The organism is Kribbella sp. VKM Ac-2568 (assembly GCF_004345365.1).
Taxonomy (GTDB): Bacteria; Actinomycetota; Actinomycetes; order Propionibacteriales; family Kribbellaceae; genus Kribbella; species Kribbella orskensis.
The window spans coordinates 313,617-334,325 of record NZ_SLVF01000009.1 but is presented as its reverse complement, the minus strand read 5'-3'; the positions used below and the strand labels follow the sequence as shown (position 1 = coordinate 334,325).

Here is a 20,709-nt window from a genome sequence, read left to right as displayed (position 1 = left end):
ATGAGTACCGACTTCATCGGCGCCGGCTGGGCCTTCCCGGTCAGCACGGACGCCACCGGAGGGGTCGCACTGGTCACCCGGGAACGCGAGATCGAGCAGGCGATCCGCCTCATCCTCGGCACCGCCAGGGGCGAGCGGCCGATGCGGCCCGAGTTCGGCTGCCGGATCCACGACCACGTCTTCGGGCCGGCGAACGCGGCCACCGCGGGCCAGATCGCGTACGACGTCCGGGAGGCGCTGGAACGCTGGGAGCCGCGGATCTCGGTCGAGGACGTCGGCGTCGGCTACGACCGGATCGAACAGGGCCGGGTGCTTGTCGACATCGGCTACGTCATCCTCGGCACCAACGATCCGCGCAACCTGGTCTTCCCGTTCTACACGATCCCGGACGAAGAGATCGCCGGTACGACGCTGCCGGCCGAGCTGGGGGTCTGAGATGCTGCCGGCGCCGAACCTGGACGACAGGACCTTCCAAGGGCTGGTGGACGAGGCCAAACGGCTGGTCCAACGGCGTTGCCCCGAATGGACCGACCACAACGTCTCGGACCCGGGGGTGACGCTGATCGAGGCCTTCGCGCAGATGGTCGACCAGTTGATCTACCGGCTCAACCGGGTGCCCGACCTCAACTACGTGAAGTTCCTGGAGCTGATCGGGGTCGAGCTCCGGCCACCGGCGGCGGCTCGGGGTGCGGTGACGTTCTGGCTGTCTTCGCCCCAGCCACAACCCGTGCTGGTTCGGGCCGGCACCGAGGTCGCGACCCCGCGGACGGACATCCACGAGCCGATCGTCTTCACCACCGGCCAGGACCTGGAGATCATCCCATGCTCGTTCTCGCGGGCCGGCGCGGCACCGGTCGACGGGACACCGGCCGACCTCACCACGGCACTGGCCGGCAAGAACGGATTCCCCTGTTTCCAGGAAGTTCCGACTCCAGGTGACGCGCTGCTGATCGGCCTGAGCGACGCCGTACCGTCGTGCGCGGTGACGATCCGGCTGAACTGCAGCGTCTCCGGAGCCGGTGTGGACCCGCGGCATCCACCGCTCGTCTGGGAGGCCTGGACCGGCTCCGGCTGGACCGAGTGCGATCTCGACAAGGACGACACGGGCGGGCTGAACAAGGCGGGTGACGTCGTCATCCACGTCCCGCCGCAGCACGAGACCTCGATCATCGCGCGGCAGCGGGCCGGCTGGATCCGGTGCCGGTTGCTGCCGGTGGACGACGGCCGCCCGACGTACACGGCGTCTCCGCGGGTGCTCTCGGCGTCCGCGTTCACGATCGGCGGGACGGTCCCGATGCTGCACGCCGAGGTGGTCCGGCACGAGCTGCTCGGGCGCTCCGACGGGACCCCCGGGCAGCGGTTCGCGCTGAAGCGCCGTCCGGTCGTGCCATCCGAGGAACCCTCCACGGTCGAGCTCACCGACGAGAACGGGGTGGAGAGCTGGGAGCCGGTGACGAGTTTCGCCGACTCGACCGAGACTGATCGGCACTTCCGGATCGACGCGTTCTCCGGCGGTGTCCAGTTCGGCCCCGCGGTACGGACTGCCGACGGGCGACTCCAGCACTACGGCGCAGCGCCGCGCTCGGGCACCAGCATCGCGATCTCCTCGTATCGGACCGGCGGCGGCCGGCGCGGGAACGTCGCGCGCGGCCAGGTCCGGGTCCTGAAGACGAGCGTGCCGTACGTCGCCCGGGTGGAGAACCGCGCGCCCGCGATCGGCGGCGCGGACGCCGAGACCCTCGACGAGGCGAAGGTCCGGGGCCCGATGCTGCTCCGGTCGCGCGGGCGCGCGGTCACCGTGGAGGACTTCGAGGAGTTGGCTCGCGAAGTCGCGCCGGACGCCGCCCGGGTGCACTGTGTCCCGGCGACCGAAGCCGCCGATGCGGGCGGGATCCGCGTTCTCGTAGTACCGCACGTCTCGGGCGACAGCGTTGGAAGAATCCGCCGGGACGACCTGATCCCGCCCGAGGGAACGCTGGAGCGGATCACCCAGACGTTGGACGAGCGACGCCTGGTCGGCACGCGGCTGCTGGTGGCGCCGCCGGAGTACGTCGGGCTCACGGCGGTGGTCGACGTGAGCGCGCGGTCCAGGTTCGAGCCGGAAGAGGTCAAGGAGGGCGTGCTCAAGGCCCTGTACGACCTGCTGCATCCGCTGACCGGTGGGCCGGACGGTACTGGCTGGCCGTTCGGGCGTTCGGTGCAGTCGCACGAGGTCCACGCTGCGCTGGCGCGCATCCCTGGTGTCGACATGGCCCAGGAGATCAGCGTCGCGCTGTTCCCGGCGGACCCGGTGACCGGGCGGAGGTCGGCGCCCGTTCAGCGCCTCGACCTGCCGGCCACGGCGCTGGTCTTCTCCTACGAACACCAAGTGCGGGTGCGCTGATGCGTGGCGCGCTGGAAAAGCTGCCGAGCCCACATCCGCTCGGCGAGACGCTGCCATCGGTCTACCGGACGGATCAGTTCACGCAGCAGCTGTGCGCGAGCTTCGACGACGTCCTGGCGCCGGTGATCAGTGCGCTCGACAACCTGCCCGCGTACCTGGATCTCGGTACCGCGCCCGAGGACCTGCTGCCCTGGTTGGCACACTGGATCGGGCTGGCTGTCGATCGTGGTGACGACCCGGTCCGGCAGCGGGAGCTACTGCGGTCGACCAGCGAGCTGCACGGCCGGCAAGGGACGCGGCTCGGCATCGAGTTGGCCATCAGCGCAGTACTGGGCGTGCGGACCGAGGTGGTCGAGACTGGTGGTGCCAGCTGGTCCGTCGACCCCAACGACCCGTTGCCGGGGGAGGCGCGGCCCGCGGTCGTCGTACAGGTGTTTCCGTTGGCAGGGCAGGAGATCGACGAGGAACGGCTGAAGGAAGCGGTGGCGGCGCTCAAGCCTGCACACGTGATCCATCGCGTACAGGTCGTACCCGCGGACTGACAGGAGCTGCCAGCTCGACACAGATCCGGGCGTGCTCCCGACGGGTGGCCGCTGCAGCGGTCGGATCGCCTTGCGCCTCTTGCAAATCTGCCAATAGGAGCCAGGAGGAGTCCCGCAGCGGGTCAAGGTCGACGGCACGATGTGCTGCTCGCAGTGCCTGGGCATCGGTTGCCAGACCAGCGACCTGTACTGCGGCGTCGGCCGCGGCCAGGCGGTATCGATCCCGCTCGGCAAGAACCCACTCGGCGGCGCCTACCTCTGGCAGCAACTCGCCGACGTACAAGTCGAGCACTCCCGACCAGTCCGCGAGCGTGCCGGATCGTCTGGCTCGCCGAAGCCTGGTCTCGAACTCGGTCAGATCGATCCAGGTGCCGGGGAGAACCAGTCGATAGGCGTCGCCGTTGCGCTGGACCGCCTGATCGCCCAGCCCGACTGCGGCAAGGCTCTGCCGCACGTTGGAAGCCGCCACCTGCAGGCGATGGGGCCCGGCATCGGCAGGCGCGTCCGGCCACAACGCGTCGATCAGCCGCTCGCGGTGGAGATCCTTGCCCTGGTGGATGGCCAGCAACAGCAGCAGCGCTCGCGCCCGCGGACGCAAGGGCGGCCAGGCGACCGGCTTTCCGTTGAGGACCACCTCGAACCCACCAAGAGTCCGCAGTACACAGCCGCTTCGCTCGGGCACGGCGCTCGGCGGGACCGCGGCTGCGACGTCGTTCGTGCTGTTGCCCTCGTCGGCCAGCTGGCGGGCGTGGTCGAGGAGTCGGTAGGCGCCGGTCACGGCCGCTGAGCGGATGAGGGCCTCGGCCCCTCTCAGCTGGACAGCCGTGTTCGGATGCCGCAGCCTTGCCATCGCGACGGCCCCGAGCGTGAACGCCCAGGCCTGGAGCGCGCGGGCCTCGAGATTTTCGGCCGCCGTCGCTGCTCGCCGGAGCCACTCGACCGCGGCCCGGTCCTGGCCGGCCTTCAGCTGCGCCGTCCCGATGAAGATTGCCATCAGCAACGATCCCCAACGGTCGCCGTCCCGGGTGCACTCGTCGACCAGCGCGGCGCAACCGTCCGGCCGCCAGTCCTCGGGTCGCGTCGCCAGCAGGACAGCGGCCTGCAGCCCTCGGGCGATCCGGGCCAGCCAGGGGAGTTCCTCCAGCTCGGCCGACAGCGCGATCTCCTCCAGCGGCATTTCCGCGTGCGCCCAGTTCCCCACCGCGAGGTCCGTGACGACGACAGCGATCGCGGCCCACAATCGGCCCGCCTGTCGCATCGCAGGGTCCGCCGCCACCGGCGTCAAACACTCCCGGGCCAGGTCGAATCGTCCACCCAGCAAGGCGATCGTCCCTGCCGCCAGTGGATCGCCCGGAGCCGCCTGCGGCCCAGGACCCAGCCCAGGCAACCGCTTGGTCGCTTGCCGGATCACCTGCCCAGTACGCCGTACGGGTGTTGCTTGCGCGGGTGGTTGCGTCATCCAGACCTCAACCTGCGCCCGTTCGTCAGCGCAGCGCGCCTGGAACTCGGGGTCGTCCAGCAGAGCCTCGGCATCCCGATAGGCAGCGACAGCGGCATCGACCGCACCGGACCGGAACAGCCGTCTGGCCCGGGCCAACGCCAGCCAGGGGTCGTCGTCCGGCAGGCCTGACCGGGCAACCCAGTCGTGCGCGACCGTGTTGCCTTGCTGCAGCAACCGCGCCACCGAAGCCCAGTCGTCAGCCAGTGCGTGTGCTCGCATCGCCTCGCGCGGATGCCCGGCCTTCTCCAGCAGGTGCCCGCTGCGCGAGTGGATCTCCCGCGACGCCGCAGCACCCAACTCGTCGATCAGCAAGCCTTCCAAGTGCGTCTGCAGCACCTGGTGATACCTGTACGTCGAGCCGTCGTCCGTAGACGTCGTGAAGAACTGCAGCGTCTCCAACTCCTCCAGCACAGCCGAACTGCCGGTCTGCTCCAGCAACTCGTCACAGAGCGGTCCGGTGAGTCGCCCCAGCGCACTGGTGATCAGCAGGAAGTTCCGCCGCTCAGGAGCCAACCCGGCAAGCACATTGCGAGTCAGGTAGGCGCGCACCAACCGCGACCGGCCACCGAGCTCGGTCGCGGCCCGGATCCGCTCTGTACTGGACTTGCCCATCGTGGCCAGGTGGAACAGCTGCAACCCGGCAGCCCACCCGCCCGTACGACGGGTCAGCGCGGCCGCCGCTTCAGGTGACAGCGGCTGCCGGTAGACCGACCGGAACAACTCCTCGACCTCCCAGGAGCGGAACCGCAGGTCGTCGGTGTCCAGCTCCAGCAGGTCCCCGGACACGATCAGCCGCGGCGTGTTCAGAGCGAGCGGCCGCCGGGATCCGAGCAGCAGCCGCAGATGGCGTGGGCGGAACTCGAGGAACCGCTCCAGCGCTGCTTCGGCCGGGCTGCCGGCCAACTCGTGGACGTCGTCGACGATCAGCTGGGCCGGCGAAGGCACCCCGCTCTCGGTGGCGACGATGAGCTGGTCGACCGTGGTGGAAGGAGCCAGCGTGTTCGGCAGCACCACCGACAGAGCTTCGGTCACGTGCTGGACGAGCGCGTCCTCGGATCGGTCTTCTGGTCTGGCCCGGTACCAGGCAGTCGGCCGGAGCGGGGTAGCGGCCACCTGCCCGAGCAGGGTCGTCTTGCCCGAGCCGGCCGGTGCCAGCAGCAGACAGACGCTGGGGCCCGATTCATCGAGCAACGGACGTTCCAAGCGGTCGCGGGACAGGCCGGATGGCTCCGGTCGACGGACCTTCTCCCTGAACACCACTGAACCCACTGCAAGCCCCCCGGCGTGACAGACGTCAGGATTCAGTGTGGAGCACCATCGGGGGTCCCGCCCAGCCCATCAGGCCCATCGATTCCGCCGACCCCTTGATCCAGGCCGTCCAGCCCGGCCGCCGTGCCGCCCACTCCGTCGCCCGCACCGGCGCCGAGTTCGCCGCCCAGACCGCTCTTCAGCGGATCGGAACCGAACTGCACCTCGAGCGCGTCACCGAGGCCGTCGCCGTCCGAGTCGAGCATCGTCGGCTTCGTCCCCAGCGACAGTTCCGTGTTGTCGGACAGACCGTCGAGGTCGGTGTCCATGCTCTTCGGGTTGAGGCCCGCCTTGGTCTCGTACGTGTCCGTCAGCCCGTCGTGGTCGGTGTCCACCACACCGCCCCGGATCACCTCGGCGAACTGGCCCTGGCCGCCCACTCCGGCGACGCCCGGGATCTTGCCGGGATCGCTGCCCGACGAGATCTCGAACGGATCGGACAGTCCGTCCTTGTCGGTGTCCGCGACCAGTGGGTCGGTGTGCGACTTGATCGCCTCGAACGCGTCCGGCAACCCGTCCTTGTCCGTGTCGGCCGAGGCCGGATCGGTCCCGGCGAGCTTCTCGAAGGCATCCGTGAGGCCGTCTTTGTCGGTGTCCGGGGGAGCAGCCATCGCCGTACCGAGGTCGATCTGGTCGTAGTGGTTGGTCGCGGCGACGGTCGCGACCGGCATCGAGGTGCCTGCCGGGTTCGTCGGTGGTGCCGGCGACGAGTCCAGCCCGGGGATCACCCCGGCGTAGTTGAACCGGTTGTGCGCGGTGAACTCGCCCACGCCGTACTTCGTGCCCTTGGCCTCGATCGTCCGCCCGTCGCCGAGGCTGATCGCGACGTGCGCCCTCGACGGCCGGCCGCCACCCGGAGTGGGCTCGTTCGAGAAGTAGAACAGCAGCGCACCCTTGGTGTGCATCGCTTGGTCGACCGGGATCAGCGCGTCCTGCTTCTTCAGATCCAGGTACTGGTACATCGCGCCGTCGGGGATCTCCACCCCGGCCTGGTGCGCGGCCCACTTGGTCAGCTCGGAGCAGTCGAACTTCTCCGGATCCGGATCGTCCAGTTTGGCGCGGACCCCGAAGACGTACTGATCGCCCTTCTGTGCCAGCGCTTCGTCGACGAACCGCTCCACCTTGGTGTTCCCACCGGCTCCCGCCGACGGCGTACCAGCAGCCTGCAGAGTCTGTACTACGGGCTGGGTGGCAACCGTCTGTACTACGGGTTGCATGGCAACGGTCTGCGTCGTACCGGCAGGCTGCGTCCCGGGGATCACCCCGTCACCGCTGTCCGCGTGCTGCGGATCCGATCCGTACTGCACCTCGATCTGGTCCGACAGCCCGTCGTTGTCGCTGTCCCATTTCAGCGGATCGCTGCCGAGCGTCGCCTCGGTGCTGTCCGACAGGCTATCCAGGTCGCTGTCGGCCAGCTTCGGATTCGAATGGCTGACGGCGATCTCGTACCCGTCGGCCAGCCCGTCGTGGTCCGTGTCGGCCAGCTTCAATCCGGTCCCGGCGGCCCGCTCGAACGCGTCCGTCAGACCGTCGCGGTCGGTGTCCAGTTGCATCCCGACCGTCTGTCCGGCATCGATCCGGTCGTACGACGCGGCAACCATCCCGGCCGGCTGCAGCGACTCGTTCGAGGACGGCAGGGGCGGAGGCAGTTGGGAGCCGTAGCCGCCCACGCCACGACCGTCGCCCTGCACACCGGTGACGGCTTCCACCTTGTCCAGGTAGGTGCGGTAGTCGGCCGCGGTGCCCTTGTTGGAATCGTGGGTGGTCGTCCACGGCCGCATGTCCTTGCCGTGGTGGGAGATGTCGTACGCCGCCCTGGCGTTGTTCAGCGGGTCGTTCAGATCGCCGTACTTCGTGCCGCGGCTGCCGTCGGAGGCGACGTTGATCTGCCACAGGCCCATCGAGTGCTCGCCCCGATCGTTGAGCGCGCCGGTCCGGCCACCCGATTCGGCCATGGCGATAGCGGTCCACGTCGTCGCCTGCTGCGGAGTGAACCCCGCGGACAGAGCGGCGTTGTAGATCTCCCCGATCGACAGTTTGGCCATCAGAACCCCCTGTTCCGATCCTGCCTCGAGTGTAAGTACTTGCCCTACGATGAGTGAACCGTCGGGCTATCCGGGGTGGGGAATGGGCTATCGGCTGGGCGTGGATCTGGGGACGACTTTCACCGCCGCCGCGGTACGCAACGGCGGTCCGCCGAGCATGCTCGGACTCGGTAATCGCGCGCTGCAGATCCCGTCCGTGCTCTACCTGCAGGAGGACGGCCAGTTCCTGGTCGGCGAAGCCGCCGAGCGCCGCGGCGCCACCGACCCGTCCCGGGTGGTCCGGGAGTTCAAGCGACGGATCGGTGACCCCATCCCGCTGATGGTCGCCGGTTCGCCGTTCTCCGCGCAGGCGCTGTCGGCCCGGCTGCTGGCGTCGGTGGTCGCGACCGCCACCGAGCGCCGGGGCGCGGCGCCGGACGAGATCGTCCTGACCTACCCGGCCAACTGGGGCGCGTACAAACGCGACCTGGTCGACCAGGTGATCTCGCTCGCCGACGTCGGGCCCACCGTGACCTGCCCCGAGCCGCAGGCCGCCGCCATCCAGTACGCCGCGCAGGCGCACCTTCAACCCGGCGACCGGGTGGCCGTCTACGACCTCGGCGGCGGCACCTTCGACGTGTGTGTGCTGGAGAAGACCGGTACCGGATTCACCATCCTCGGCAACCCCGAAGGCATCGAGCAGCTCGGTGGGGTCGACTTCGACGAAGCCGTCTTCCAGCACGTCGTCGGCGCGCTCGGCCCGGCGCTGGAGCAGCTCGATCTCGACACCCCGGAAGGCCGGGCCGCGCTCACCAGGCTGCGCCGCGATTGCGTCGAGGCCAAGGAAGCGTTGTCGGTCGACGTGGACACGATGATCCCGGTGACGCTGCCGGGCCGCAGTACGTCGGTGCGCCTCACCCGTGCGGAGCTGGAGACCTTGATCGCTCCCGCGCTCGAGCAGACCGTCGAGGCGACCGGCCGGGCTCTGCGCACAGCCGGGACGACGGCTGAGCAGTTGACCGCGATCGTCCTGGTCGGCGGTAGCTCACGGATCCCGCTGGTCAGCCACCTGCTGCAGTCCCGCTTCGCCACGCCGACGGCGCTGGACACCCACCCCAAGCACGACATCGCCATGGGCGCGGTGCAGTTCTCGGACGTCGTCGAAGCAACCACCGAGCCGCTGGCAGCACTCGCCTCGACGAACGGCGCAGCAGCCGGTACCGCGCCCGGCGTGCTCCCGAAGCCGACCAGGCAGCCGCTGTCGGCCCAGGCCAAGCGCCGCATCGGCGTGCTGGCTGGGGGCCTGGCACTGCTCGCGATCGGAGCCGTGGTGGGAGTGCAACTGCTCACCGGCGATCCCTCCGGTGCCGCCGCGACGAGCGGGGGCCAGCCGCCACCGTCCAAATCGGCTCCGGCGAGCTCGACGGCGACCTCGGCTCCGGCCACGGCACCGCCCGCGCTGAAGGTTCTGCCGGTCGCGCCGGTTCCACTGAGCGCCTCCGAGCTGGTCATCCCCTTGAAGACCCCGGACGGCGAGCGGCTGTATCTCGCTGATGCGACGGACCCCGACAAGCGGACCAAGCTCAGCAACGGGCCGGGGACCGACTCCGGGCCCGCGCTGTCGCCCGATCGGCGGTCGATGATCTACATGCACGCGACGGCGCCGGGCAAGGGCATCCCGTGGGTCTCCGGGACGGACGGCAGCGGAGCGCGGCCGTTGTTCCAGAAGCTGCCCACCCAGTGCGCGGATGGCATCACCCGGCCGGCCTGGAACGCCAAGGACCCGACGCAGCTCGTCTTGGCCTGCTTCGCGGGCAAGACCACCGGGTTGTACCTGGTCAACACCGACGGCAAAGTCCTCCGCACCCTTTTCACCGCCAGCGGAGAAGGCGTCGGTGTCAGCGATCCCGCCATCTCCCCGGACGGCAGGCGGGTCGCCTTCCAGGCCCAGCGGATTCCCGGCTTCGGGACGTACGTGGTGGCGACGGACGGCAAGAGCAAGCCGGTCCAGGTGACGTCCGGCGCCGATGCCGATCCGGTCTGGTCGCCTACCGCGCCCGGACTCGTCGCCTACCGGCACGCGATCACGGCGAACTCGTGGGCGATCCTGCTGGTGAACGCGAATGGGGCAGATGTTGCCTGTGCGGGGCTGGTCCGGCCCAACGAACTAGGTGGCGGCAAGCAATGTCAGGTGACCGACGGCAGCACGCTTGATCAGGATCCGACCTGGTCGCCGGCGGGGGACCAGCTCGCCTTCAAGCGCAACGTCGGCGCCGGGACCGGCATCTACGTCACGGCAGCGAGCGGCAAGGGCGACCCTAGGCCGATCTGGTCCAGCAGCCCGGGCAACCAGAACGCACCGGCCTGGACGACCCGCTGAGGCGTACCCGACGCGGCGGACCTCCGATGCGGCCGACCCCAGTGCGATGGATCCGGTGCGACGGATCAGCCGAGTGAGCTGGCGGGTTCGTAGGTCGGGCAGGCGGCGTTCGTGTAGGCCTGCTGGGTCTTCGGTGCCAGGCAGAGGTCGAGAGCACCCTCGGACGTCGAGCTGGGGCCGAGGTAGACGACCCAGGCATCGCTGACCGCTACTCCGCTGCTGCTCGCCAGCCCCGGGTACTGTCCCTTCGCCCACAAGGCCTTGGCCGGGACGCCTTTGGCGATCAGCCTGGCCGCGAGGTTCTTGGCCAGCTTGTCCGCCTCCAGACCGGCGTCGGTCGGGTAGGTGTCGAGAACGGCGATCCATTGGCCGCGCTTGAAGACGGGCGACTCCGCGCCGGTGTTCGGCGAGGCCGCGGACTTCACGGTCGCCGGCGGATTCCGGTCGGCCTTGGCGGTGCTGGCCGCCGGCGCCGGCTTCGCGCTCTGCTTCGGCGGCGCCGAGACGGGGGCCGAGGCCGCGGGCAGGGGTGGCTGGCTCTCGTCGGCCGATGGGGACGGGGACGTGCCGTTGGTGATGATGAAAACAAAAGTCGCGACCATCGCGGCACCCGCGACGATCGCGGCTCCGACCGCGCTGTGGGACCGGTTCGATTTCTTCCGCGCCGCCCGGGCAGCCGCGCGACCCTCCGCGCGACCCTCGGCGCGTCCTGCGGGACCGTGCTCGGGCCGGCTTGCGTGCGAGGCCCGGTTGGGTGCTCTCCGGTGATCAACGGGTGTCACGACAAAGGCCCTCCCCAAAGTCCTCTGAGCGGATATCGCGGTCAGCATAAGCCGATCCGGCAATAAAGTGAGCACTGTTCAGGTGACGGGAATCCCTTGTGAAACAATTGATTGCGCACCGGAGGCGCTCTGCGACTATCCGCTGCCAAGCAGCCGTTTGAATATCACTGCGAGCATTCGCGACGACACGTTCTGAATTGGGCGTCGGCCGAATTAGGCGCCGGCCGGATTATGTTCCGGACGGAACGCCGTCCGTCCGGGGCGTCGGCCGGGTGTCGAGACAGTCGTCGAGCCAGGACTCGACGTCGACCTCGGCGTTCAGGATGTGGTTCACGTACGCCGCCCGCTCGTGGCTGAGCACCTCCAGCTCCCAGACGCACGGCGCGACTCCGGTCGGCGCCGGGCGGAGGTCGTCCACGTCGATGCCGCTGAAGATGCTCAGCCGCGACTGGAAGTCCTTCGCCCAGCTCTGCACGACCAGGTAGATCCCGTCGTCACCGAGGTGCAGGATCACCACGGCCAGGCCGAGCGCGCCCATCGCGTCGTCGAACTCCAGCTGGCGGGCGGCGGCGACCCGCGCCACCCCCACCATCTGGTCGTCCCAGGATCGTCCTCGTGCGGTGATCACGTACGGCTTCACCAACCGGCCGGGGAACCGCCAGGGCATCAACGGTGTGACCGGCCGAGGTCGATAGGCCTCGGCCAGTCCCGTCAGTGCCACCGCGGACCGGCCCGCTAACGAGGGATCCGAACCCATCAGCCGACCGCGTCGCGCCGCTGTGCCTCCAGGGCCCGCTCGAGATCGGCGCGCGCCTCCCCGACGTACCGGAGGGTCGGGGCGTCGACCGACTCCGCCTCGGTGTCGAGCCAGCCGGTCAGAGCCTCCAGGGTGGCGGCCTCGGGCAGGTTGCGCGGGGAGAGGTAGACCAGCACGTTCTCGCCCATCGAGGACCCGAGCCGGGTGTAGACGTCCTTGGCCGCGCTCAGGTACTTGCCGACGTACGGGCGGAGCAGCTCCTCCTGGCCCGGCTGCTGGAAGCCCAGGATGGTGCGGAACTGCGTCTCGTTCGGGGTGTCCTCGGACTCCACCGCGATCCGCCAGGCGTCGGCCTTCGCCTCGGCGGTCGGCCGGGCCGCGCGCGCCTGGGCGGCCCGCTCCTGCCCGGTGATGGTGGTGTCGTGGGTGAGCTCGTCCTCGATCGCGTCCGCGTCGACCCGGCCCAGCCGCGCCAGCGCCACGATCAGCGTCCAGCGCAGGTCGGTGTCGACCACCAGGCCAGGTGGCAGGTCGTTGCCGTCGAGCCAGCCGGCCAGCCGGTCTGCGCCCGCGTCGGAGAAGACGCCGGCGATGTACGCCCGGGCGAAGGCGAGCTGGTGGTCGCTGCCCGACTCGGCGTCGGCGAGCAGCTCGGCCAGGGTCCGCTCGTACGACGTGCGCAGCTCGGCGCGATTCTCCGGCGCCGCGTAGCTGTTGATCGCAGAGGTGGCCTGCCCGAGCAGCGCGCGGACCGCCGTCAGGTCGGTCTCGGCACGGATGCCCTTCAGCACGATCCCGACGTACTGGCTGGCGGGCATCTCGGCGTCGCGGGTCATGTCCCACGCCGCGCCCCAGGCCAGCGCCCGGGCCAGCGAGTCCTTCAGCTGGTCGATCGAGTCGACCAGCGTCTCGCGGGACCGCTCGTCCAGCCGGATCTTGGCGTAGGTGAGGTCGTCGTCGTTCAGCAGCACCAGATCGGGCTGGGTAGCGCCGACCAGTTCGGCGAGCTCGGTGCGCGGACCGTCGACGTCCACCTCGAACCGCTCGGTCCGGACCAGGCCGTCGTCGGTCCTGCGGTACAGGCCGACCGCGAGCCGGTGCGGCCGCAGCGTCGGGAAGGCCGGCGCCGCGGTCTGCTCGATCGCGAAGTTGGTGAACGCGCCGGCCTCGTCGACGCTGAAGTCGGTCCGCAGGGTGTTCACCCCGGCGGTCCGCAGCCAGCGCTCGGTCCAGTCGTCCAGGTCGCGCCCGGACGCCTTCTCCAGCGGCTTGAGCAGGTCGGTCAGCTCGGTGTTGCCGAACGCGTGGTCGGCGAAGTACTCCTTCAGCGCGCTGATGAAGGTGTCCTCGCCGACGAACGCGACCAGCTGGCGCAGCGTGGACGCGCCCTTGGCGTAGGTGATGCCGTCGAAGTTCACCTCGACCGCGTGGAAGTCGACCATGTCCGCGGCGATCGGGTGCGTCGAGGGCAGCTGGTCCTGCCGGTAGGCCCAGTTCTTCCGCGCGTTGCAGAAGGTGGTCCAGGCGTCGGGGTACTTCGTCGTCGCGACCGCCTGGGCCCAGTGGCTGGCCCACTCGGCGAAGGACTCGTTCAGCCACAGGTCGTCCCACCAGGTCATCGTGACCAGGTCGCCGAACCACATGTGCGCGAGCTCGTGCAGCACGGTGTTCGCCCGCGACTCCAGCTCCGCGTGCGTGGTGCGGCTGCGGAAAAGGTACTCGTCCCGCAGCGTCACGCAGCCCGCGTTCTCCATCGCGCCCATGTTGTACTCCGGCACGAAGGCCTGGTCGTACTTGGCGAACGGGTACGGCGTACCGAAGGCGCGCTCGAACAGCTCGAAGCCCTGCTTGGTCACCTCGAACAGATCCTCGGTGTCCAGCGCGTCCTTCAGCGACGGCCGGCAGAGCAGGGACAGCGGGTAGCTGCCGTTCGGCCCGTCGTAGGAGTCGGTGACCACGTGGTACGGACCGGACACGACGGCGGTGATGTACGTCGAGATCGGCTGCGTCGGCGCGAACTCCCAGCGGGCCAGGTCCTCGCCGTTCTCACCCTTGTACGGCGTGGGCTCGGGGGTCGGGGCGTTCGAGATGACCACCCAGCGGGCGGGCGCGGAGACGGTGAAGGTGAAGGGTGCCTTGAGGTCGGGCTGCTCGAAGGTGGTGAACACGCGGCGCGCGTCCGGCACCTCGAACTGGGTGTAGAGGTAGGTCTCCTTGTCGGCCGGGTCGACCGAGCGGTGCAGCCCTTCGCCGGTGCGCGAGTAGACGCAGTCCGCGACCACCCGGAGCACGTTGCGCTCCTGGAGATCCTCGAGCTGGATCCGGGCGCCGTCGTACACGGTGTCCGGGTCGAGCGAGCGGCCGTTCAGCGTGACCTCGCGGACGGTGGCCGCGATGAGGTCGGCGAAGGTGCTCGCGCCGGGTTCGGCGCTGAAGCCGAGGGTGGTCGTCGACGCGAACGTCGCGGCTCCGCTCGCGGCCGTGGTCAGGTCGAGTTCGATCGCGTAGCTGACGTCACTGATCAGGCCGGCGCGGGTACGCGCTTCGTTGCGCGTCAGGTTGGTTCCAGGCATGTCGGCATCCTATGCACCTGGATGCTTCGATTGCCGAGGGTTTCCCCGCGACTTCCGAAACGGATATGAAAGCGCATCCATCGGCCCGGGGCCGTTGCCGGATCGTGACGCCGCCACGCCCCGGGGTGACCGAGTTGGTTTCACTTTGTACGATCGTGCATATGACCGCTCCCGCAGATTTCTGGTTCGACCCGGCCTGCCCCTGGGCCTGGATGACGTCCCGCTGGATGCTCGAGGTCGAGAAGGTCCGCGACGTCAGCACCACCTGGCACGTGATGAGCCTCGCCGTCCTGAACGACGGCCGAGACGAACTCTCCGACGAATACAAGAGCTTCCTGGTCCACGCCTGGGGCCCGGTCCGGGTGCTGATCGCCGCCGAGCAGGCGCACGGCAACGAGGTGCTGCTGCCGCTGTACACCGCTATGGGTCAGCGCATCCACGTCGAGGGCCGGGGCATCCGCGACGGCGCCGACGAGGTGATCGCCGAGTCGCTCGCCGAGGTCGGCCTGCCCGCCTCGCTGATCGAGGCCGCGACCACCGACCGGTACGACGACGCCCTGAAGAAGTCGCACCATGGGGGCATGGACCAGGTCGGCATGGAGGTCGGTACTCCGGTCATCTCGGTCGAGGGATCCGCGTTCTTCGGTCCGGTGGTCACGCCGGCCCCGAAGGGCGAGGCGGCGGGCAAGCTCTGGGACGGAGTCCGGCTGGTGGCCGGCACCGAGGGCTTCTTCGAGATCAAGCGCACCCGCGACCGCGGCCCGATCTTCGACTGATCCTTCGAGCAGCCTGACAAGGGTTGAACGTTCGACCAGCAGCGGCGAAGGTTACTCACCAAGCACATCGTCGGATGGTGAGTAGGTTCCCGAGTGAAGCTTTTGCGTGGCTGTGTCACGGCCGGCGTCGCGGTGTTCGACCGGCAGGCGAACACGTTCACCGACGTGCTGAACCCGGACCTGCAGTTCCGGTCCGCCTCGGTGGTGAAGCTGCTGATCGCGCTCGACTACCTGTGGGACCGCGGCCCGGAGTACGACATCCCCGCGGCCGACCGGGCCCGGCTGGAAGTCATGCTGCGCAGCAGTGACGACGATGCGGCCAGCTACTACTGGGAGCACCTCGGCGGTGCCGACATCGTCGACCGGATGGTGCCGCGGCTCGGCCTGACCTACACGGCCGGGCCGCCGGCCACCCACCCGGGCTTCTGGGGGTACGTCGCCTTCACGGCGGCCGACACGGTCCGGATCTACCGGTACTTGCTGGACCAGGCGCCGACGCCGGTGCGCGGTTTCGTGATGGGCAACTTGCACCAGGCAACCCGCTTCGGCAGCGACGGGTTCGACCAGTACTTCGGGATCGCGTCGGTGTTCGACCCGGCCTTCAGCATCAAGCAGGGCTGGTCCGGGTTCACCGGCTCGAGCGGGTTCGGCACCGATCGCGCCAAGCCCGTGGCGGCCGGGGTGGACCTCACCCGGGAGGCCCTGCACACCACCGGGACTGTCGGTAGGGGCGACCGGACCATCGTTGCCGTGTTCACCCTGCACCCGGACGGCACGCCGTACGGGAAGGCGTACACCGACCTGACCCGACTCACCCGGACCCTGAACGTGCCAGGCGGCGTGTTGTCTGCCGGTAGCTGGCTGACCACCACGGGTTCCGGAGTACGGGTGCGGAGTGCTCCGAACACCTCGGGCGCCATCCTCGGCGCCCTGCCGGCGGGCGTCGACGTACTGGTCACCTGTCAGAAGAAGGGCCAGCTCATCGAAGCGCCGCCGCGCAGCAGCGAGTGGTGGGCGTACCTGCCGAAGTACGGCGGCTACGTCACCAACGTGTACGTCGGCTCGGGCGGCGCCAAGCTCCCCGGCGTCCCGGACTGCTGAAGTGAGTGGAAGACTTCGGCCCATGCGAGTGCACATCGGCTCTGACCATGCCGGCTTCGAACTGAAGAACCACCTGGTCCAGCACCTCACCGGTGCCGGCCACGACGTCGTCGACCACGGCCCTGCCGTGTACGACGCGGTGGACGACTACCCGCCGTTCTGCCTGCGCACGGCCGAGGCCGTGACCAAGGACGAGGGCAGCCTCGGCATCGTGATCGGGGGGTCGGGCAACGGCGAGCAGATCGCCGCGAACAAGGTGAAGGGGGTCCGGGCCGCGCTGGCCTGGAGCACCGAGATCGCCAAGCTCAGCCGCGAGCACAACAACGCGAACGTGGTGAGCGTCGGCGCGCGGATGCACTCCGAGGAGGAGGCGACCGGGTTCGTGGAGACGTTCCTGGCCACCGGCTACTCGGGCGAGGAGCGGCACAGCCGGCGGATCGAGATGCTCGCGCGCTACGAGGAGACCGGCGAACTGCCGCCCTTGCCGTCGTCCTGATCCTGCTGGTCCTGCTGGTCCTGCTGTTTGCTCTGCTTGTTCTGAGGCTTGCGCTGTTCGGCCGTGCGGGGTCTCGAGACATCCCGGGCCCGCATCGACCGGCCGGTCCCCACGACGGCCGGAGTGGGCCCACCGCTCCGGCCCTTGCCTGATGTCGCACCCATAAGAGGAATCATGCCCGAAGGTCACACCCTGCACAGACTGGCGAACGACGTCTGGGACGCCTTCGGTGGCCGGCCCGTCACCGCCTCGAGCCCGCAGGGCCGGTTTGTCGAGGGTGCCGCGCGGCTGAACGGCCACGTGCTGCGCGGGACCGAGGCCCACGGCAAACACTTCCTCGCGGACTTCGAAGGAGCCGGCTGGCTGCACATCCACCTGGGCCTGATCGGCAAGGTCGACTTCGGCGAGGCGCCGGTCCCCGAACCCGTCGGCCAGGTCCGGCTCCGCCTGCAGAACGCCACGGCGTACGCCGATCTGCGCGGCGCGACGGTGTGCGAGGTACTGACCGAGGACGAGCGGGAGACGTTGATCGGCCGGCTCGGCCCGGACCCGTTGCGTGACGACGCCGATCCGGCCCTGGCCTGGAAGCGGATCCACCGCAGCAAGCAGCCGATCGGGCAGTTGCTGATGGACCAGGAGGTGCTGAGCGGCGTCGGCAACGTGTACCGCGCCGAGGTGCTGTTCCGGGCCAAGCTGCACCCGAAGACGCCCGGCCACCTGGTGAAGAAGCGCGAGTGGCAGGGCGTGTGGGAAGACCTGCTCGACCTGATGAAGTACGGCGTCGAGACCGGCCGGATCGACACCGTCGGTGACGACCACACCCCCGAGGCGATGGGTCGCGACCCGCGTCGGGACGACCACGGTGGCGAGGTCTACGTGTACCGCCGGCAAGGCCAGCACTGCTTCGTCTGCAACTCGGTGATCCGGACCGAGATCCTGGCCGGACGCAACCTCTTCTGGTGCCCGAAGTGCCAGCGCACCGGGCTGACCAGAAGGGGCTGATCGTGTGCCGGCAGGTCTCGAAGGAGATACGATCGCACCGAATCCTGCTCGCCGACCGGACAAGTTGTGACAACTTGATGCGCGGATCGCACCAGACCGTTACATTCATCTCACCATGAGTGGCGGCGCTGGCATCGCTGTAGTGCGACGGATCGGCCGACGGGTCGAGACGGCGCTTCGTCGCGCGCGCCGATCACACCGGCTGGCCTTCGTCGGCCTGCTGGTTTTCACGGTCGGTCTGAGCGTCACCGCGTTGGCGCTGCCGTCCCTCATACCCACTACCGTCTTCGTCATACCTCTGTTGCTCGGCGGATTGTTGCTGAGGTTCCGGCCGCTGCTCGCGCTGACGCTGATCACGCTGATGCTGGGCTCGTACGTCGTGTCCGAACGGGCGGCCGGGCTGCCGAAGACCGGGTTCGTCCTGACCCTGGGGATCGCGGCCTGGATCGTGCTCACCAGTGCCAAGGTCCGCAGCCGGCTGGGAGTGCCGGGCACCCGGGGTGAGTCCATGCTGATCGAGCTGCGGGACACCCTCACCGCGCAGGGCGAACTGCCGGACCTGCCCGCGGAATGGCTCGCCGAGCAGTCGATCCAGTCGGCCGGGGGAGCGAAGTTCTCCGGCGACTTCGTGGTGTCGACGACCCGCGGTGACGAGCTAGAGGTCGCGCTGGTCGATGTCTCAGGCAAAGGAATCGATGCCGGGACCCGGGCGCTGCTGCTGTCCGGTGCCTTCGGCGGCTTGCTCGGGGTGGTGCCGGTCGAGGAGTTCCTGCCGGCCGCGAACCACTACCTGCGCAGGCAGGACTGGGACGACGACTTCGCCACCGTCGTGCACGTCGCGGTCAACCTCACCAGCGGCGACTTCGAAGTACGGACCGCTGGGCATCCGCCGGCGATCCAGTTCGACGCGTGGTCGGGGCGCTGGCAGACCCGCGACGCCGACGGGCCGCTGCTCGGCCTGATGGAAGCGCCCGACTTCCAGGTGAACAAGGGGCAGCTGAAGCTGGGGGACGCGCTCTTCCTCTACAGCGACGGCATGGTCGAGACGCCGCAGCGCGACATCGGCCAGGGCACGGATCGGCTGGCCGGTCACGCCGAACGCCTGGTGGCGAAAGGCTTCAAGGGCGCCGCCGACGAGTTGGTGAAGAAGATCGGCGGCCCGGGCGACGATTCCGCCATCGTCATCATCCACCGCCGGATGCACCCCGCCGACCTCACCCCGGAATGCCCGCCCGACCGAGCCGCCCAGCTCCGCCGCCGCGGCTCAGCCCTCCTCCGGCTCTGACACCGGGCCTCGCGCGGAGTGCGGCCTTAGTCAGCCTGTGGATGGCGTAGCCTGCTCGTCCGTGACGATCGATGGGTTGGGCGAGCCGGATCTGAGTGGCGCGGACCGGACGGCGCCGGAGGTGTCGTTCGAGGAACTGCTGGCGATGACGCCGGACTCGATGCGTGACGTGTTCCCGCCGACGCGCTGGCAGCTCGGCAAGCTATGGGCCCTCGACCTGCGGGTCGAACCGGTCGAGGTCGCCGACCTGCTCTGGATGTTCGACCTGCCGCTGTGGCAGCTGAACGGCGAACGCTTCAAGGTCACCCCGAACCAGGTCGCCGCCACCCCGATGAACTTCCGCCCGCACTACCAGCGGGTGATGGACACTGACCTGGACTTCCCCATCCACCTGGTCGCCTACCGCGGCCGCCTGGTCGTCCTCGACGGCGTCCATCGCCTCCTGAAGGCCCACTTCCTCCGCCGCCGCTGGATCGAAGCCAAAATAGCCACCGCCACCCAACTCCAGGAGTGCACCGCGTAGGGCGCATCTGTTCGCTCTAGACGGTGAACAGTTGAAGCTTGACCCCGATCGAGGACGCAAGGTGAGTCAAGTCGTCAGGATCGCTGGTGACGACGGACGCGTGGTGCTGCACGGCGGTCACCACCACGATGGCGTCGACGACGTCCGCGGTCCCCGCCGCCTTGCACACCACCCCGGCGGCACGACCGGCCCGCTGATCGTCCGACAGGATGTCGCACCCCTTGAGCAGTCGCGAGATCTGGCGTTGGGGTCCGCCCCGCCAGGCCTGGGCCAGCACCACAACCGGTACCAGCGGACGGATGTGGGCTGCGGTCAGTTCGTCGTGGAGTGCGAGCAGGTCCGGATTGCGTCGTTCGGCTGCCAGGAGGGCGCCGGCGTCGTAGACGACGGTGCGCACTAGCCGGCCGTCTGCCAGTTGTCATCGTCCAGCAGACCCGCATCCATCATGAACTGACGGGCACGCTGACGAGACTCATCAGGCAACGGTCCCTGCTCGGCTTCGTACTCGGTGATCAACTCGCGGGCCGCGGCACGGCCTGCGGCGTGAGCTGCGGCTGCCTGCGCCTTCTCGACTGCCGCCTCGGCCAGCCACGCGGAGACAGGCTTGCCCTCCTCGGCGGCGGCCGCCTTGATCGTCTCCTCGACCTCTGGCGGTACGGAGATCGACAACTTCCGCGCTGTCATGCAGTCAGACCATCCGACGGTAGGAATGGATTCCTACCGTTGCACTCGAAGACCTGACCTGTGAGTGGTCAGTCTGTCGCTGCGGCGATGACTCGGGTGAGGGATTTGTGCAGGTTTTCCAGTTCGGTCAGGGACATGCCCAGGCGGTCGATGATGGCTGGGGGGATGGCAAGAGCCTTGGCGCGGAGGGACTGGCCGGCGGGGGTGAGGGTGACGGCGAGGGAGCGTTCGTCGCGGGGGTCTCGCTGGCGGAGCACGTAGCCGCTGGACTCCAGGCGCTTGAGCAAGGGGGAGAGGGTGCCGGGGTCGAGCTGGAGCAGGCCGCTCAGTTGCTTCACCGACAGGGGTGATTCCTCCCACAGCGCGAGCATCACCAGGTACTGCGGATGGGTGAGGCCCATCGGCTCCAGCAGCGGGCGGTACAGCGCGATCACGCTGCGGGACGCCACCGCGAGCGCGAAACAGACCTGACGATCCAGCGCCAGCAGGTCGAGCTCTTCAGAAGTTTCAGACGTTCCGGGCATTTCTCTCCTTCGGTCAGCGTTGACTAGAGTATCAATTGGTGCACAAACTATTGCCACACCAAACGTCT

At 69.1% G+C, this 20,709-nt stretch carries 19 protein-coding genes; 10 read left to right on the top strand and 9 right to left on the bottom strand.

The window, feature by feature from the left end; genetic code table 11:
- From EV648_RS27030 to EV648_RS27020, 3 genes are read left to right on the top strand one after another with little or no spacing between them, the layout of a single operon-like run.
- Entirely contained in the window at window positions 1-435 is a 435-nt protein-coding gene (locus tag EV648_RS27030) for a GPW/gp25 family protein (protein WP_132297512.1), read from the top strand.
- A 1-nt stretch (window position 436) separates the two neighbouring features.
- Window positions 437-2,383: a putative baseplate assembly protein gene (locus tag EV648_RS27025; RefSeq protein WP_132297509.1), complete on the top strand. Its 1,947-nt coding sequence runs from the start codon at window positions 437-439 to the stop codon at window positions 2,381-2,383.
- Entirely contained in the window at window positions 2,383-2,925 is a 543-nt protein-coding gene (locus EV648_RS27020) for a phage tail protein (RefSeq protein ID WP_132297506.1), read from the top strand. The genes EV648_RS27025 and EV648_RS27020 overlap by 1 nt, the downstream gene beginning before the upstream one ends.
- Here EV648_RS27020 and EV648_RS27015 read toward each other — a convergent pair.
- Both EV648_RS27015 and EV648_RS27010 read right to left on the bottom strand, forming a co-directional pair.
- The gene (locus tag EV648_RS27015; protein ID WP_132297503.1) at window positions 2,876-5,617 is read right to left on the bottom strand and encodes a winged helix-turn-helix domain-containing protein; all 2,742 of its coding nucleotides are present in this window, start codon (window positions 5,615-5,617) and stop codon (window positions 2,876-2,878) included. The genes EV648_RS27020 and EV648_RS27015 overlap by 50 nt on opposite strands.
- A gap of 110 nt (window positions 5,618-5,727) precedes the next feature.
- The gene (locus EV648_RS27010; protein WP_132297500.1) at window positions 5,728-7,779 is read right to left on the bottom strand and encodes an NlpC/P60 family protein; all 2,052 of its coding nucleotides are present in this window, start codon (window positions 7,777-7,779) and stop codon (window positions 5,728-5,730) included.
- Between the two features lie 49 nt (window positions 7,780-7,828).
- Here EV648_RS27010 and EV648_RS27005 point away from each other — a divergent pair, with 49 nt between their 5' ends.
- Window positions 7,829-10,138: an Hsp70 family protein gene (locus tag EV648_RS27005; RefSeq protein ID WP_132297497.1), complete on the top strand. Its 2,310-nt coding sequence runs from the start codon at window positions 7,829-7,831 to the stop codon at window positions 10,136-10,138.
- A gap of 65 nt (window positions 10,139-10,203) precedes the next feature.
- Here EV648_RS27005 and EV648_RS27000 read toward each other — a convergent pair whose 3' ends face one another.
- The 3 genes from EV648_RS27000 to pepN all read right to left on the bottom strand — a co-directional run bounded on the left by EV648_RS27000 (window position 10,204) and on the right by pepN (window position 14,250).
- Window positions 10,204-10,920 (bottom strand): hypothetical protein, encoded by a 717-nt coding sequence (locus EV648_RS27000; protein ID WP_206751952.1) that lies wholly within the window; start codon window positions 10,918-10,920, stop codon window positions 10,204-10,206.
- 229 nt (window positions 10,921-11,149) lie between these two features.
- Entirely contained in the window at window positions 11,150-11,587 is a 438-nt protein-coding gene (locus EV648_RS26995) for a hypothetical protein (protein ID WP_241995630.1), read from the bottom strand.
- Between the two features lie 89 nt (window positions 11,588-11,676).
- Complete coding sequence (gene pepN / locus EV648_RS26990) at window positions 11,677-14,250, bottom strand: aminopeptidase N (RefSeq protein ID WP_132297488.1); 2,574 nt, start codon at window positions 14,248-14,250, stop codon at window positions 11,677-11,679.
- 161 nt (window positions 14,251-14,411) lie between these two features.
- Here pepN and EV648_RS26985 point away from each other — a divergent pair, with 161 nt between their 5' ends.
- The 3 genes from EV648_RS26985 (at window position 14,412) to EV648_RS26975 (ending at window position 16,623) form a co-directional block, all read left to right on the top strand.
- Window positions 14,412-15,026 (top strand): disulfide bond formation protein DsbA, encoded by a 615-nt coding sequence (locus tag EV648_RS26985; RefSeq protein ID WP_132297485.1) that lies wholly within the window; start codon window positions 14,412-14,414, stop codon window positions 15,024-15,026.
- Between the two features lie 93 nt (window positions 15,027-15,119).
- Window positions 15,120-16,127, top strand: a complete 1,008-nt coding sequence (locus EV648_RS26980) for a hypothetical protein (RefSeq protein WP_241995629.1) — start codon at window positions 15,120-15,122, stop codon at window positions 16,125-16,127.
- A 22-nt stretch (window positions 16,128-16,149) separates the two neighbouring features.
- The gene (locus EV648_RS26975; RefSeq protein WP_132297482.1) at window positions 16,150-16,623 is read left to right on the top strand and encodes a ribose-5-phosphate isomerase; all 474 of its coding nucleotides are present in this window, start codon (window positions 16,150-16,152) and stop codon (window positions 16,621-16,623) included.
- Here the strand turns inward: EV648_RS26975 and EV648_RS26970 are convergent.
- Window positions 16,581-16,787 (bottom strand): hypothetical protein, encoded by a 207-nt coding sequence (locus EV648_RS26970; protein WP_132297479.1) that lies wholly within the window; start codon window positions 16,785-16,787, stop codon window positions 16,581-16,583. The two genes, EV648_RS26975 and EV648_RS26970, sit on opposite strands and share 43 nt — an antisense overlap.
- A 10-nt stretch (window positions 16,788-16,797) precedes the next feature.
- On the opposite strand from EV648_RS26970, the gene EV648_RS26965 reads away from it, so the two are divergent.
- The 3 genes from EV648_RS26965 (at window position 16,798) to EV648_RS26955 (ending at window position 19,433) form a co-directional block, all read left to right on the top strand.
- Complete coding sequence (locus EV648_RS26965; RefSeq protein WP_132297476.1) at window positions 16,798-17,625, top strand: Fpg/Nei family DNA glycosylase; 828 nt, start codon at window positions 16,798-16,800, stop codon at window positions 17,623-17,625.
- A gap of 115 nt (window positions 17,626-17,740) precedes the next feature.
- Window positions 17,741-18,910, top strand: coding sequence for a PP2C family protein-serine/threonine phosphatase (locus tag EV648_RS26960; protein WP_132297473.1), 1,170 nt, complete (start codon window positions 17,741-17,743; stop codon window positions 18,908-18,910).
- Between the two features lie 61 nt (window positions 18,911-18,971).
- Window positions 18,972-19,433 carry a hypothetical protein gene (locus EV648_RS26955; protein WP_241995628.1) on the top strand — a complete coding sequence of 154 codons (462 nt, stop codon included), beginning with the start codon at window positions 18,972-18,974 and terminating at the stop codon, window positions 19,431-19,433.
- Between the two features lie 16 nt (window positions 19,434-19,449).
- Here the strand turns inward: EV648_RS26955 and EV648_RS26950 are convergent, their stop codons facing one another.
- From EV648_RS26950 to EV648_RS26940, 3 genes are all read right to left on the bottom strand, one after another.
- Window positions 19,450-19,830, bottom strand: a complete 381-nt coding sequence (locus tag EV648_RS26950) for a PIN domain-containing protein (RefSeq protein WP_132297470.1) — start codon at window positions 19,828-19,830, stop codon at window positions 19,450-19,452.
- Complete coding sequence (locus tag EV648_RS26945; protein ID WP_132297467.1) at window positions 19,830-20,117, bottom strand: DUF1778 domain-containing protein; 288 nt, start codon at window positions 20,115-20,117, stop codon at window positions 19,830-19,832. Before EV648_RS26945 ends, EV648_RS26950 begins: the two co-directional genes overlap by 1 nt.
- A gap of 68 nt (window positions 20,118-20,185) precedes the next feature.
- Window positions 20,186-20,641, bottom strand: a complete 456-nt coding sequence (locus EV648_RS26940; protein WP_132297464.1) for a MarR family winged helix-turn-helix transcriptional regulator — start codon at window positions 20,639-20,641, stop codon at window positions 20,186-20,188.
- Window positions 20,642-20,709: the final 68 nt, after the last annotated feature.